Origin of the sequence: Streptomyces sp. NPDC048275 (assembly GCF_040652275.1) — a bacterium.
In the GTDB taxonomy this organism is placed as follows: Bacteria; Actinomycetota; Actinomycetes; order Streptomycetales; family Streptomycetaceae; genus Streptomyces.
Window position 1 is genome coordinate 22,839 of record NZ_JBEZLR010000027.1, and the last position, 14,238, is coordinate 37,076.

The window sequence follows — 14,238 nt, forward strand, 5'->3', positions numbered from 1 at the left end:
TCATGCAGGACGAACAGTGCGAGTACCGGACAGGCATCCGCAGGGCCCACCGCAGGGCCGCGATCGCGATGGTCACCGCGTCGGCGGCCGCACTGCTCATGACCGGGTGTCAGCCCGCCGAGAACGGGGCGCAGACGGCCGATTCGGCGCCGGCGGTGCCGGCCGAGGCGACGAAGTCCTCCGCGAAGAAGTGCGGCCCGGCGGACCTCGAGGCGTCCATGTACCAGGCCAGGGTCCGGCCGGCGGGGACCGGAACCGGCGCGGTGGTCGTCGAGTTCACCAACGTGTCCGGCACGCCGTGCGTCGTCCAGGGCCATCCGACCGTGGCGGGTGCGGGCAACGGTTCCCCGGAGCGCAACCGTCCGCTCAAGGTGACCCGCAAGGGCTCCGCGTCCGCGCTGCGGGTCGCGCCGGGCGGGAAGGCGTGGACGAAGCTGACGTTCGTCCAGGTGCAGGGTGAGGCCGACGGCTACTGCGAATCCGGCTCCGAGCCCGTCACCTACCCGACCCTGGTGGTGGGCGTCCCGGGTGCCGGAGCACACCAGGTCGCCCTGAAGGACGGCACTCTGGCCGAGTGCGACGACAAGGTGACCGTCACCGCCCTGTCCGCGGCGAAGCCCGCCTGACCCGCGCCTCAGGCCGCCACCGGCTCCCGCTCCTCGACAGCGCTCGGCTCCTCCGCCTGCTCCTTGCGGTACGCGCGGATCGAGTACGTCAGGGCGGCGGCCCACAGGGCGTAGAGGAGGACGTAGACCGGGGTGCTGACCGCCCCGGACGCGTCGAGCCAGTCGCTCTTGAGGAGCGTACGGACGTTGGTGACGATGATGACGCCGCCGACGGCCGAGCCGAGGACGCGCGGCGGGACCAGGCGGACCAGCCAGGCGGCGACGGGCGCGGCGACCAGGCCGCCGAGGAGGAACGCGAGGACCCAGCCCCAGTTCAGGCCCTGGGAGCCGAGAGAGAAGAGGAAGCCGAGGCTGGCGGCGATGGCGACCAGGAACTCGCTGGTGTCGATGGAGCCGATCACCTTGCGCGGCTCCATCCGGCCGCTGGCCAGCAGGGCCGGGGTGCCGACCGGGCCCCAGCCGCCTCCGCCGGTCGCGTCCAGGAAGCCGGCGACCAGGCCGAGGGGCGCGAGGAACCGCTTGCGCAGCGGCTTGCCCAGGTTGCCCTTGGGCATGCCGCGGAAGGTGAAGCGGGACATGACGTACAGGCCGAGGCCGAACAGGATCAGGGACATCGCGGGCTCCGCGACCTCCGTCGACAGCTTGGAGAGGACCGTCGCGCCCAGGAAGGAGCCGACCGCGCCCGGTACGCCGATCTTGGCGACGACCTTCCAGTCGACGTTCCCGAAGCGCCAGTGCGAGGCGCCGGACATCAGCGTGGTGCCGATCTCGGCGAGGTGGACCGTGGCCGAGGCCATGGCCGGGTTGGTCCCCATGGCCAGCAGCAGGGTGGTGGAGGTGACGCCGTAGGCCATGCCCAGGCTGCCGTCCACCAGCTGGGCACCGAGGCCCGCGAGGGCGAGCAGTATCAGCGTGCGCATGGGATCCGTTCCGTCGCCCCTGGGTTCCCTACCGGTCCGGTAGGGATGAACGGGAGGTGACGGTAGGCGCCGAAACTGAGGGCAGCCTGAGGAGGGGATGAGGAACGTTCACAGGCGGAGCGAGATCGTCCGAACAGAACCGCTCTCCGACAAGCTCTACGGGTTCTCCCACGACGCCGGCTCCGCCGCCAGCTCCCGTACCGGCTCCGGCAGCGCGTCCGCCGCGATGTCCGCGAGCGTGACGCCCTCCAGGATCCGCCGCACATTGGCGCGCACCGCGATCCACAGCGGCAGCAGCGGTTCGGCGGGGCCGGTGTAGGTCAGCTGGGTGGGCCGCTCGCCGCGGACCGAGACGATGGGCCCGTCGACCGTACGGATGACATCCGCGACGGTGATCGTGTCGGCCGCCCGCGCGAGCAGATAGCCGCCGTTGCCGCCCCGTCGGCTGGTGACCAGTCCGCCACGCCGTAGATCACCCAGAATTCCCTCCAGGAACTTGTGCGGAATGGACTGCGCGAGGGCGATGGTCTCCGCCTTCACGGGCTCCCCGTCCTGTCTGAAGGCGAGCTCCAGAACCGCCCGTACCGCGTAATCCGCCCGCGCCGAAATCCTCATACGACCATGGTGAACGTATCGCTGTGGACAATGACCACACCCGCGCCGCTGTCCCTGGGAGCCCCGCATGGTGTTGAGCAGACGTACCTTCAGCGCACTCGCCGGCACCGCCGCGCTCGGCATCTCCCTCGGCAGGAGCGGGGGCGGAGCGGGCGGGAGCGGCAGTGCGTACGCCGCCGCACGGCACACCGTCGGCTTTGACAAGTACTCGATGGTGATCGACGGCGAGCGCGTCGTCCTGTGGTCCGGCGAGGTCCACCCCTTCCGCCTGCCGAGCCCCTCCCTGTGGCGGGACGTGCTGCAGAAGCTGCGCGCCCACGGCTACAACGCGATCAGCATCTACGCGTCCTGGAACTACCACTCCCCCGCCCCCGGGCAGTACGACTTCACGGGTGTCCGCGACCTCGACCTGTTCCTGCGTACCGCCACCGAGACCGGCCTGTACGTCATCCTGCGTCCCGGCCCGTACATCAACGCCGAGGTCGACGCGGGCGGCTTCCCCGGCTGGCTGACCGTCACCAAGGGCACCGCCCGGACCTCCGACCCGACCTATCTGTCGTACGTCGACGAGTGGCTGACCGCCGTGAACCGCATCGCGGTCCGGCACCTCCACACCGACGGCGGCGGCACGATCGTCCTCTACCAACTGGAGAACGAATACGGCAACCACGTCACCAGCCCCCTCGGCCTCGACTACATGGCCCACCTCTACGCCAAGGTCCGCGCCGACGGCATCGACGTGCCGCTGTTCCACAACGACAAGGGCAGGAACGGGCATTGGGCGCCCGGCACCTTCGACACGGGCGGGGAGAGCGGGCGTTATCTGTACGGCTTCGACGGCTATCCCTCGCCCTTCGCCCCGCCGCCCGACTGGGGGTACTTCGGCATCGGCGGCACGAAGGGCGGGTCGACGGCGAGTCCCGACACCCCGGGCTTCGTGCCCGAGTTCGGCGGCGGCTGGTTCGACCCGTGGGGCGGGGTGGAGTTCGACGGGAAGGGGTACGCCGAGTCGGCCCGGACCCGCGACGCGGCGTACGAGCGGCGTTTCTACCTCACCAACCTCGCCAACGGCATCAAGGTCCACAACGTCTACATGACCTACGGCGGCACCTCCTGGGGCTGGCTGCCCGCGCCGTGCGTCTACACGTCGTACGACTACGGTGCCGCCCTGGACGAGGCCCGCAGGCCCACCCCGAAGCTGGTCCCGATGCACCAGATCGGGCAGCTCCTGCACTCCGTGCCCGACCTCGCCAAGCTGGACCGGGCCGAGGACGTGACGGCGACGGACCCGAACATCAAGGTCTACCACCTGGTCAACCCGGACACCGACGCGCATGTCTACGTGCTCCGCAACGACGGTACGCAACAGGCGAGTTCGGCTCTCCCCTTCTCCGGCCTGCCGGTCACGCTCCCCGGCCTCGACGCCCGGCTGCTCACCACGGGGATCGCCCTCGGCCGGCGGAAACTGCGCCACTCCACCGCGCAGCCCATGCTGTGGCTGGCCGCGGGGCGCCAGGACATCGCCGTACTCACCGGCCCTGCGGGGACGACGACGGAAACCGCCCTGGAGTGCGCGAGCGAGCCGACGGTGACCGTGCTGGAGGGGTCCGCAACGTGCACGTACAAGGGTGGGGCGCTGCGTGTCGTGGCCCGGACCGACGGACTGACACGGGTGTTGATCGAGGGCGGGGGCACCTCCGCACCCCTTCTGCTGCTGCTCGCCGATGACGAGACCTCCGCGCGGCTGTGGCGGTACGACACCCCGTCGGGCCCGGTGCTGGTGTTCGGCCCGGCGCTGCTGCGCACGGCCGCCTTGCGCGGCACCGCCGTCCACCTCACCGGGGACACGGTCGAGGCGGCGGACCTGGAGGTCTGGGGCCCGCGCGGGATGAGTGAAGTGGTGTGGAACCGGGGGACGTTCAGGACACGCGCCACGGCGTCCGGGAGCCTGCGGACCGAACAGCGGCTGCCCGGCGTACCGAGCGTTCCGCTCCCCGCACTGGGAAGCTGGCGCCACCACGCCGAAAACCCCGAGTCCGCCGCCGACTTCGACGACTCGGCCTGGAAGGTCGCGAACAGGACGTCCTCGTACAGCACCACCCCCGTACCGGCCGGGCAGCCCGTCCTCTTCGCCGACGACTACGGCTTCCACTACGGAGACGTCTGGTACCGGGGGCACTTCGCGGACGCGGGCGGCGCCGGGTCGGTGTCCCTCTCGTATGTCGCGGGTACGCAGGGGCTGCTGATGGCGTGGCTGGACGGGAAGCCGCTGGGCACGCACCGGTTGCCGGTGCCGGACAAGAAGACGGTCCGGCAGGGGACGTGGACGGGTACGGCCACCTTTCCCGTGCAGGAGGGGGACGGGCCGCGTGTTCTCTCCGTCCTCGTGCGCCGTATGCAGCACGACATGGACGGCGCGGTGCGGGACACGCACAAGGCGGCCCGCGGGCTGACCGCCGTGACCTTCGACGGCGCCGCCCCCGAGGTCACCTGGCGGATCCAGGGGGCGGCGGCGCCCGATCCCGTGCGCGGGCCGCTCAACCACGGTGGGCTGTACGGGGAGCGCCGCGGCTGGCATCTGCCGGGGTTCGCGGACGGCGGCTGGCAGGCCGTCGACTTCCCGCGGGCGGCACGGAGGCAGGGCGTGGACTGGTACCGGACCGGGTTCCGGCTCGCCGTCGACCCCGGCGTGGACGCGTCGATCGGGCTCACGTTCACCGACGACCCGGACCGCGCCTACCGCGTCCAGATCTTCCTGAACGGCTGGAACATGGGCCAGTACATCAACGACGTGGGCCCTCAGCACACCTTCGCCCTGCCGAACGGCATCCTGAACACACGGGGGCTCAACACGCTCGCTCTCGCCGTCCTGTCCGACGGAACCACGCCCTCGGGTCCGGGCGAGGTACGGCTGACGCTGATGGGCAGCGCGGCCGGAGGAGTACCGGTGACGGCGGTGGCCTCCCCCGGCCGATCTCTTTAGCGGAGCCTGATCACATTCCAGGACAGCGGCTCCAGGACGGCGGTCAGGGTGTCGTCCTGGAGGGTGGTTCCCTCGACGGGGTGCGGGGTGACCCGGTCCTGGTCGTCGAGGGTGTTGGTGGCGTCCGGGTCGGCGTCGGCGAGCGCGCTGTGCTCGACGACCGTCGTCAACCCGAGTCGGCTCAGCGCGACTTCGAGCGGCAGCGGCTCGGTCTGGCTGCGGTTGACGGCGAAGACGGTGACCGAGCCGTCGTCGGCGCGTACGGCGGTGGCGTGCAGCAGGTCCGTCTCGCCGTACTTCTTCGTCTCGTACGTCGGTGACTCGACGCGTACGTCGAGGACCTGGCCTCGGCCGTACTTCGAGGCCTGGGAGAAGGGGAAGAACGTCGTCTGGCGCCAGGCGGGGCCGCCCGGCTCCGTCATGATCGGGGCGATGACGTTGACGAGCTGGGCCAGGCAGGCGACGGTCACCCGGTCCGCGTGCCGCAGCAGCGCGATGAGCAGGGAGCCGAAGACGACCGCGTCCGTGACGGAGTAGACGTCCTCCAGGATGCGCGGGGCCTCCTGCCAGTCCTCGACCGGGTGCGGGTTGGGGCGGCTCTGGTACCAGACGTTCCACTCGTCGAAGGAGAGGTTGATCTTCTTCTTCGACTTCAGCCGGGCGCCCACGTGGTCGCAGGTCGCCACCACGTTCTCGATGAACGACTCGGTGTCGACGGCGGAGGCGAGGAAGGAGTCCCGGTCGCCGTCTGTCTCCTCGTAGTAGGCGTGGAGAGAGATGTAGTCGACCAGGTCGTACGTCTCCTGCAGCACGGTCGCCTCCCACGCGGCGAACGTCTCCATGTTCTGACCGGAGGAGCCGCACGCGACGAGTTCGAGGTCCGGTTCGATCTGGCGCATCGCGCGGGCGGTCTCGGCGGCGAGACGGCCGTACTCCTCGGCGGTCTTGTGGCCGGTCTGCCAGGGGCCGTCCATCTCGTTCCCGAGGCACCACAGCTTGATGCCGAACGGATCCTTGTCGCCGTGCGCCACCCGCAGGTCCGAACGGGCTGTTCCGGCGGGGTGGTTGGCGTACTCCTGGAGTTCCAGGGCCTCGGCCACGCCGCGGGTGCCGAGGTTGACGGCCATCATCGGCTCGGCCTGTGGGCCGACCTTGTTCACGAAGGCGATGTACTCGGACAGGCCGAAGCGGTTCGTCTCCGTCGAGCGCCAGGCGAGGTCCAGGCGGCGGGGCCGGTCCTCCACCGGGCCGACCGAGTCCTCCCAGTTGTAGGCGGAGACGAAGTTGCCGCCGGGGTAGCGCAGGGCGGTGACGCCGAGTTCGCGGACCAGCTCCAGCACGTCTGTACGCAGGCCCGCCTCGTCGGCCGAGGGGTGGCCGGGCTCGAAGATGCCGGTGTAGACGCAGCGGCCGAGGTGCTCGACGAAGGAGCCGAAGAGTCGTGGGTCGACCTCGCCGACCGTGAAGGCGGGGTCCAGGGCGAAGCGGGCGGTGGTGCTGGACATGGGTTCCTTTCCGAAGGGGTCGGTCACTTGAGGACGGGCCAGCCGTTGCTGCCCCAACTCAGCTTGTTCAGGCCGAGCTTGGGGGTTCCGTTGTCGTCGCTGTCGTAGTAGTGGTACGCGAGCCAGTCCTGGCCGTTGTCGCGGAACACCGACTCACCGCCGGTACCGAAGTACTTGCCGTGTCCGGCCAGGAGGAGGTCGCCGCCGCCTTGGAGCATGGGCGTGCCGGTGCTGTCGACGTACGGGCCGGTCACCGACGTCGACCGGCCGACCTTGATCTTGTAGGTGGAGTTCACGCCCGCGCAGCAGGCGTCGTACGAGGCGAAGAGGTAGTGGTAGTTGCCGTGTTTGACGATGTACGGGCCCTCGACGGCGTACGGAGCGTCCGGGCGGGTCGCCAGGCGGTGGACCGTGGCGCCCTCGACGGCCTTTCCGGTGCTTGCCTTCAGTTCGACCATGCGGATGCCCGTCCAGTACGAGCCGAACGCCATCCACAGCTTGCCGTCCGCCCTGATCAGGGCCGGGTCGATGACGTTCCAGGAGTCGGTGGTCTCGGAGGTGAAGGCGGGGCCGTGGTCGGTCCAGGTGCCCGGGAGGCCGCTGTTGGAGGATGCGACGCCGATCGCCTCCTGGTTGGTACCCAGGAGGAGACGGCGGAGTAGTAGAGCCATTGACGTCCTCGTCTGCCCGAGAGCCGACGATTTCGGCCTGCACCAGGTTGTGGCGCATCCGCGGTTTCCTGCTTCACCGGCCACTGCCACGTTCTTAGGCGTGGTCTTACGCGGGCCTCCACCGGCCTGACTTCCCGCCCGTCCAGCGGTAGGTCCGCCAACCAGGTTGTCGGACAGGGTGACTGTAGCAGTGGTGCTGTCCCTGGACGGGATGCCGATGCCGGACCGGCGCATGTTTCCACCCTGAAGAGTGAAGCGCTTCACCTCGGTCACGATGCTCGTCACTGGCCGGCCAGGCCCGTGTGGGCCACGCCCGCGACGATCTGGCGCTGGAAGAAGACGAAGACGATGATCAACGGCAGGCCTGCCATCAGGCCGCCGGCCATGAGCTGGGCCCACTGGATGCCGTAGGAGTTCATGACGGTCGCGATGCCGTTGGGCATGGTCATCAGGTCGGGATTGTTGGTCACCATGTACGGCCACAGGAAGTTGTTCCAGGACGCGATGAACGTGAAGATGCCGACCGCGGAGAGGGACGGGCGCGACAGCGGGACGATGATGGTGAAGAAGACCCGCCAGCGGCCCGCACCGTCGATGAAGGCGGCCTCCTCCAGTTCCCTCGGGATCCCCTGGAAGAACTTGTAGAGGATGTAGACCATCGCGGCGGGCGCGCACTGCGGCAGGATCATGCCCCAGTAGGTGTCGACCATGCCCATCTGCTGGACCGTGGTGAACAGGGGCACACCGAGGACGGCGGGCGACACCATGAGCCCGGCCATGACGAGGCCCATCAGAGCGCCCTTGAAGCGGAACTCGGTGCGCGCGAAGCCGTAGCCGGCGAGCGCGCTGACCAGCAGCACGATGGCCGTGACGCAGACCGAGACGACGAGCGAGTTCACGAACCAGTTGGTGATGTTGCCGGTCTCGAAGATGGCCTTCCACCCCTGTGCCGTCCACACCTCGGGCAGCCAGTGCGGCGGCACCTCGACGGCCTCGGTCTCCGACTTGAGGGAGGTGAACAGGGCCCAGGCGAGCGGTGCCAGAAAGACGACGGAGACGGCGACGCCGAGGAGGGTGAGGACGATCTGGCTGGGCGTCCACGCCCTGCGGGGCTTGGTACGCGTCTGCGCTGCGGCGGTGGTCATCGGCCGCCCTCCTCACGGTTGCGCAGCAGCCACATCCGCGCGAGGGCGACGGCCGCGATGATCACGAAGAAGATGATGGAGATCGCGGAGGCGTAGCCCACGCGGTAGCTGGTGAAGCCCTCTTCGAGGGTGTACTGCACGAAGGTGCGGGTCGATCCCTCGGGGCCCGGCCCGAAGTCCTGGATCACGACGGCCTGGTCGAAGACCTGGAGCGAGGCGAGGATCTGCAGTGCGATGACGAGGCCCGTGATGTTGCGCAGCATCGGCAGGGTGATGTGGACCATGCGGTGCCAGGCGTTCGCGCCGTCCAGCTTGGCGGCCTCGTAGAGGTGTGCGGGGATGCCCTGGAGCGCGGCGAGGTAGAGCAGAAAGCTGAAGCCGACCGTCCACCACAGGGTCGTGATGACGACGGCGAGCATCGCGTACGACTTGTCGGTGAGCCACGGTGTGTCGACGCCGAAGACGTAATTCACCATGCCCGTACCGGGGTTGAACAGCCACTGCCACAGGTTGCCCGCGACGGTGGACGGCAGCAGGAACGGCATGAAGAAGCAGAGCCGCCACAGCCATTTGCCGCGCTCGATGTGGTGGGCCAGCATCGCGAGGAGGAAGGCGAGCACGGTGATGCAGGGCACGACCAGGAGGGTGAAGTACGCGCTGTGGCCGAGCGAGTCCCACATCAGCGGGTCCTGGAGGGCCTCGCGGTAGTTGTCGAGGCCGATGAAGCTCGCGCCGTCGCCGGAGATGTTGGCGTCGGTGAAGCTGAGGTAGAGGCCGCGCAGCAGCGGCCAGATCACGAACAGCGCGAACAGCACGAGGAACGGGGCGACGAACCAGCCGCCGTGCTGGAAGCCCTGCTTGCGGCGGACGGTGGCGCTCTGCGCGGCGGTCTTCGTCCGCGCGGGTGCGATGACGGTCTCAGCGCTGGTCGTCGTCATGCGACCGCACCTCCCTGCGCGGCGGTCTTGCCGTCCATCGGGTTCTTCATGGCGAGCAGTTGGGCGAGCGCGCCCTTCATGCGGCGGGCGGCGGCCTCCGGTCGGGCGGAGCCCATCGTCGAGGAGACGACGATGGGGCCGACGCGCTGGGCGAGGATGCCGGTGGACCCGGCGAACCACACCTTGGGCTCGGTGGCCTGGTGGTCCATCGCGGTGACGTACTCGTTCTGCGGGGTCAGCTCTTTGTACGCGGCCGTGGACAGGGTCGAGGTGTACGCGGGAATGTGCCCGCCGGCCGCCCACTGCTGGGCGTGCTTGACGACGTAGGCGGCGAGTTGGTGCGCGGCCTCGTTGGCGGCGCCGCCGCGGTCGGACTGGTGCGGCAGGACAAAGGAGTGCGACTCGGCATGGGTGGCCTGTTTGCCGAAGACGGGGGGCAGCGGGGTCGCGCCGTACTCCAGCTCGGCTCCGGAGAAGACCGGGACCGACCAGTTGCCTTCCCAGGTGAAGGGAGCGCCGTTGAGGAACTGTTCGCCGTCGGCGGCGCCCGCGATCGCGTAGCCGTCGGTGACGTGCCGCCGCAGGAACTCCAGGACCTGGGTCGCCTTGTCGGTGTCGAAGGTGACCTCGGTGTTCGCGGCGTTGAAGTAGGTGCCGCCGAGCTGGGTGTAGAAGGCGACGAAGAACCACCACATGAAGTTCTGGTCGTTGGCGTGCAGGCCGAGGGTCTGCAGCCCCTTCTTCGTGGCCTTCTTCGCCTTCTTCAGCACGTCGAACCACTCGTCGGTCGACGTGACCGGCACCATCCGGCCGTCGTCGCCGAGCAGACCCGCCTTCTTCAGCACGTCCTTGCGGTAGAAGCAGAGCTGTACGTGGATGTCGAGCGGGAGGGCGTAGAGCTTGCCGTCGATGACGGCGCGCTTCCACAGTGCCGGGTTGAAGTCCGCTTCCTTGACGCCGTACTTGGCGAGCAGGCCGACGTCCCAGGGGTCCAGGAGGCGGCCGGGCGAGAAGCCGGTGACGCGGCCGAGGTGCATGACGCCGAGGTCCGGGGCGCGGTTGCCCGCCGCTGCCATGGCGAGCTTGGTGTAGAAGGGGCTGCCCCACTGGAGGGTCGAGTCCTTCACGTCGATGCCTGGATTCTCCTTACGGAAGGCGTCCAGCATCGCGATCATGTTGTAGCCGTCGCCGCCACTGAAGAGGTTCCAGTAGCGGACGCGGGTGTCCGCGCCGGAGGCGAGCGCGTCGGCCCCGGTCCCGAGCGCGGCGAAGCCGAGGCTGCCGGCCACCGTCAATCCGCCCAGCCCGGCCAGGATGTGCCGACGGTTCAGGTGTCCGTGTAGGTCAGGTCGTCCCATGCCCTGCCCTTACTGTCGTGAGGTTCGAGTTGTTCGCAGGCTCGAGTGTTCGATATTTCGTCGAATGCTCGTAACTTCGAACGGGACCGTAGATAGGAAGCGCTTTCTAGTCAATGGTTTGCGCAAAAATCAAAAGTCCCCGCTCAGCGACCGGCAGCTGGACGGGGGACTTCTGACAGGCGGAGTCGCTAGCCGGCGAACGCGGGCTGCGCCAGCCCCTTCCCCGCGCCGGGTACCACCAGCAGCGAGCCGGAGAGCGGGTGCGGTGCCTCCAGGCCCGTACGGGCCGTGGTGATGTACAGGTCGGTCAGGTCGGCGCCGCCGAACGCGCAGGCGGTGGGGCGGCGGACGGGGAGTTCGAGCACGCGGTCGAGGACGCCGTCCGGTGTGTAACGGCGCACCGCCCCGCCGTCCCAGAAGGCCACCCAGACGCAGCCGTCGGCATCGACGGTGAGGCCGTCGGGGAAGCCGTCGCCGTCTGCGACCGCAGCCAACTGGCGTCTGTTCACGGGTAGTTGATCGTCCCCGACATCGAACACGTCGATCCGGCGCGTCGGCGTGTCGATGTAGTACATCAGCCGGCCGTCGGGGCTCCACCCCGTGCCGTTGCTGACGGTGACGTCGTCGAGGAGGGTGTGGACGGTGCCGTCGGGGGCGAAGCGGGACAGGGTGCCGCCACCCGGCGCCTCGTCGTAGCGCATCGTGCCGGCCCAGAGCGTGCCGTCGGGGGCGATGGCGGCGTCGTTGCCCCGTCGGCCGGGGACGGGATCGCGGTGCAGCCAGCGGAAGGCGTCGGGTGAGCCGCTGGGGCCGTAGAGCCCCACGCCGTCCCGGAGGTTGACGACCAGTCCGCCGCCCGCGCGGGGCTTCGCCGCGCCCACGTGCTGCTCGGTGGCCAGCACCGTACGGCGGCCGGAGGCGGGGGCGTAGGTGTGCACCCGGGAGCCGAGTATGTCGACCCAGATCAGCCGCTGCTCGCGCGGGTCCCAGGTGGGACCCTCACCGAGGGCGGCTTCGGCGCGGACCGCGACGTCGACGGCCGTCACTTCACCACGCTCCGGTAGCCGAGGCGCTCGGACAGTTCGACGGCGCCCTTCGCGGCGAGCTGCTCCAGCTCGACGCGGCGCTCGTCGCTCCAGCGGATCATCGGTACGGAGATGGAGAGCGCGGCGACGACCTGCCCCGTGCGGTCGCGCACCGGGGCGGCGACGCAGCTGACGTCCGGGTTCGACTCGCGGCTCTCCACGGCGACGCCACGGCTGCGGATCTCCGCGAGGGCCTCACGCAGGGCGGACGGCTCGGTGATGCTGTTGGCCGTCATCGCGACCAGGTCGGCGTCGTCGGGGATGCGGGCGGTCAGCTCCGGGTCGGGGAGCGCGGCGAGCAGCATCTTGCCGACGGAGGTGCAGTGGGCGGGCAGGCGCCGGCCCGCCGCCGACACCATGCGCACGGCGTGCGTGGAGTCGACCTTCGCGATGTAGATGACGTCCGTGCCCTCGAGGATCGCCACATGGACGGTCTCGTCGCAGGTCTCGGCGACGGAGCGGGCGACCTGCTGACCCTCGGCGGCGAGGTCCAGCTGCTCGGCGTACCGGCTGCCGAGCTGGTAGGGCCGCACACCGAGGCGGTAGCGTCCCGGCTGGCTCGGCACCTGCACGATGTACGAGCGGGCGGCGAGCGTGGTGACCAGCTCGTGCACCGTCGTACGGGGCAACTGCAGCCTGCGCACGATGTCGGGGGCGGAGAGAGTCCCGTCTCCGTCGAGGAAAAGCTCCAGTATGTCCAGAGCTCGGGTCACGGCAGGTACGAGGCGTCCCACAACCGGCCCCCTCCCTTGTGTCTCAGTGCCTGCGTTCGAACAACAGCCGTGTTCGAAATTTCAACAGGCGATCGGCATGACGAACACAGGCTAGTCATAGTGGTCTTGCGGGGGCAATGGGTGGGTAACGGTCCGGTGTCGCCGTCGGCGGGTCAGCGGCGGGCGCGGGGGTCGCCCAGTTCACCTCGGAGTCGCTGCGCGCGGAGCACCAGCTCCAGCTCGAAGCGCCGGTCCGGATCGTCGATCTCGTCACCCCACAGTTCTCGGATCTGGCGGAGGCGGTAACGGACGGTCTGGGGGTGGACACCGAGCCGCGCCGCGACCTCCGGCGCGCCCCCGCGTGTCTCCAGCCAGGCCAGCAACGTCTCCGCGAGACGCCGCCCGTGTGTGGGCCCGCAGTGGGCCAGCGGTGCCAGACAGCGCAGCGCGAGGTCGTCGATCAGCTCCTCGGGCTGGAGCAGCACCAGGGCCTCCGTGTGCTCCGTACAGTGCAGCACCTCCCCGCACGGCAGCAGCCGCCGCTCCATGAGCCGTACCGCCGCGACCGCCCAGCGCAGCGACTTCGCCGCGTCGGCGAGCGGCACCGGTGGCCCGATCGCGCCGGACCAGCCGGTCAGCGCCCGGTGCAGCAGCTCCGGGCGCCCCGCGGCGTCCGGCTCGGGCACGACCATCCGCGGCTGCTCGTACTCCATGTCGAGCAGCACCCCCTGCCCCACGGCGGGCGCGACCGCCTCCCGGGCCGGGCGCAGCAGTACCCCGACGGCGACCTTGTCGGGCAGCGGCCAGCCGATGCGGGCGGCCCGTTCGACGAGCGCCTCGGCGGGGTCGCCCCGCTGGTGGTGCTCGGCGAGCAGCAGCTCCATCAGACGGCGCTGGAGGCGCAGGCGCTCCCCGGCCTGTCGGGCGGCGGCCTCGGCGTATCCGCGGACCGACTGGTTGACGAGGCCGTCCAGATACTCGTATCCCGCGTCGACGAGCTCGTACATCGCCGGTGGCGGGATGTCGACCCGTTGCCCGATCTCCGCGAACCGGCGCCAGGCGAGGCGGACGCCGAGCCGGTAGATCGCTTGGAGTGAGTCGAGGCTGCGCCCGTTCAGGCCCTCGCCGCGGCCGAAGTCCTGGAAGACCTCCGGGGGGACGCGGGGTCTGCCCTCGGCCGTCTCCAGGTGCTGCACGAAGACCTCGATGGCCCGGCGGATGCCGACGAGGGCCATCGGCTCGCCGGAGTCGTCGAGGACGACGGGCAGCTGCGGGTACTCGCGGCGGATCTCGCGCAGGATCTCCTCGGCCAGCGCGGGCGCCTCGGCCAGGGCGATCGCCGCGAACTGCCGCACCTTGAGGCGGGGAACGTCATGCCAGGCCGAGCGCATGGCGACGGTTCCCTGGCGGGCGCTCACGGTCACCGAGCCTGGTCGGCATGCTCGTACGTGATCAACGGTGTGTTCGGCTGGTCGGGACTCGCTTCGAGCAGCGCGACGATGCCGAACGCGGCGCCCACGGCGAGTGCGGCGGCGGCCGCGACGGTCAGTACGGCGGCGAGCAGTCTGGACATCGCAGGGTCAGCCTCTCTGTCGGAGGTCGTCCCCACCGTCACCCGTCACCGATTCGCCGGTCCCGCCCGGCAAGTTCTCAGTCTCGACAATGCGTTGACACTCCGT

The 14,238-nt window shown here is 69.9% G+C and carries 12 protein-coding genes and 1 pseudogene; 2 read left to right on the plus strand and 11 right to left on the minus strand.

Annotation, left to right across the window (positions count from 1 at the left end; genetic code table 11):
- Positions 1-2 precede the first annotated feature (2 nt).
- Entirely contained in the window at positions 3-626 is a 624-nt protein-coding gene (locus AB0D57_RS18305; RefSeq protein ID WP_362073228.1) for a DUF4232 domain-containing protein, read from the plus strand.
- An 8-nt stretch (positions 627-634) separates the two neighbouring features.
- On the opposite strand, the gene AB0D57_RS18310 is transcribed toward AB0D57_RS18305, so the two are convergent.
- Together AB0D57_RS18310 and AB0D57_RS18315 are read right to left on the minus strand one after the other, a co-directional pair.
- Entirely contained in the window at positions 635-1,546 is a 912-nt protein-coding gene (locus tag AB0D57_RS18310) for a sulfite exporter TauE/SafE family protein (RefSeq protein WP_362073231.1), read from the minus strand.
- A gap of 156 nt (positions 1,547-1,702) precedes the next feature.
- The gene (locus AB0D57_RS18315) at positions 1,703-2,161 is read right to left on the minus strand and encodes an Rrf2 family transcriptional regulator (RefSeq protein WP_362073234.1); all 459 of its coding nucleotides are present in this window, start codon (positions 2,159-2,161) and stop codon (positions 1,703-1,705) included.
- Between the two features lie 67 nt (positions 2,162-2,228).
- On the opposite strand from AB0D57_RS18315, the gene AB0D57_RS18320 reads away from it, so the two are divergent.
- Positions 2,229-5,144 (plus strand): beta-galactosidase, encoded by a 2,916-nt coding sequence (locus tag AB0D57_RS18320; RefSeq protein ID WP_362073237.1) that lies wholly within the window; start codon positions 2,229-2,231, stop codon positions 5,142-5,144.
- Here AB0D57_RS18320 and AB0D57_RS18325 read toward each other — a convergent pair.
- The 9 genes and pseudogenes from AB0D57_RS18325 to AB0D57_RS18365 form a co-directional block, all read right to left on the minus strand.
- On the minus strand, positions 5,141-6,649 hold the full coding sequence (locus tag AB0D57_RS18325) for an alpha-N-arabinofuranosidase (RefSeq protein ID WP_362073240.1): 1,509 nt from the start codon (positions 6,647-6,649) through the stop codon (positions 5,141-5,143). The genes AB0D57_RS18320 and AB0D57_RS18325 overlap by 4 nt on opposite strands.
- Positions 6,650-6,672: 23 nt before the next feature.
- Positions 6,673-7,343 (minus strand): annotated as a pseudogene (locus tag AB0D57_RS18330) (arabinan endo-1,5-alpha-L-arabinosidase); the annotation flags it as partial.
- Between the two features lie 258 nt (positions 7,344-7,601).
- The gene (locus tag AB0D57_RS18335; protein WP_362073243.1) at positions 7,602-8,465 is read right to left on the minus strand and encodes a carbohydrate ABC transporter permease; all 864 of its coding nucleotides are present in this window, start codon (positions 8,463-8,465) and stop codon (positions 7,602-7,604) included.
- Positions 8,462-9,403 (minus strand): sugar ABC transporter permease, encoded by a 942-nt coding sequence (locus tag AB0D57_RS18340; protein WP_362073246.1) that lies wholly within the window; start codon positions 9,401-9,403, stop codon positions 8,462-8,464. Before AB0D57_RS18340 ends, AB0D57_RS18335 begins: the two co-directional genes overlap by 4 nt.
- Positions 9,400-10,761, minus strand: coding sequence for an extracellular solute-binding protein (locus tag AB0D57_RS18345; protein ID WP_362073250.1), 1,362 nt, complete (start codon positions 10,759-10,761; stop codon positions 9,400-9,402). Before AB0D57_RS18345 ends, AB0D57_RS18340 begins: the two co-directional genes overlap by 4 nt.
- A 188-nt stretch (positions 10,762-10,949) precedes the next feature.
- Positions 10,950-11,807 carry an SMP-30/gluconolactonase/LRE family protein gene (locus AB0D57_RS18350; protein ID WP_362073254.1) on the minus strand — a complete coding sequence of 286 codons (858 nt, stop codon included), beginning with the start codon at positions 11,805-11,807 and terminating at the stop codon, positions 10,950-10,952.
- A complete protein-coding gene (locus AB0D57_RS18355; RefSeq protein WP_362073257.1) occupies positions 11,804-12,580 on the minus strand; it encodes an IclR family transcriptional regulator in 777 nt (258 codons plus the stop codon). Before AB0D57_RS18355 ends, AB0D57_RS18350 begins: the two co-directional genes overlap by 4 nt.
- Positions 12,581-12,732: 152 nt before the next feature.
- Entirely contained in the window at positions 12,733-13,950 is a 1,218-nt protein-coding gene (locus AB0D57_RS18360; protein WP_362073386.1) for a helix-turn-helix domain-containing protein, read from the minus strand.
- Between the two features lie 29 nt (positions 13,951-13,979).
- Positions 13,980-14,132 carry a hypothetical protein gene (locus AB0D57_RS18365; protein WP_362073260.1) on the minus strand — a complete coding sequence of 51 codons (153 nt, stop codon included), beginning with the start codon at positions 14,130-14,132 and terminating at the stop codon, positions 13,980-13,982.
- Positions 14,133-14,238 lie beyond the last annotated feature (106 nt).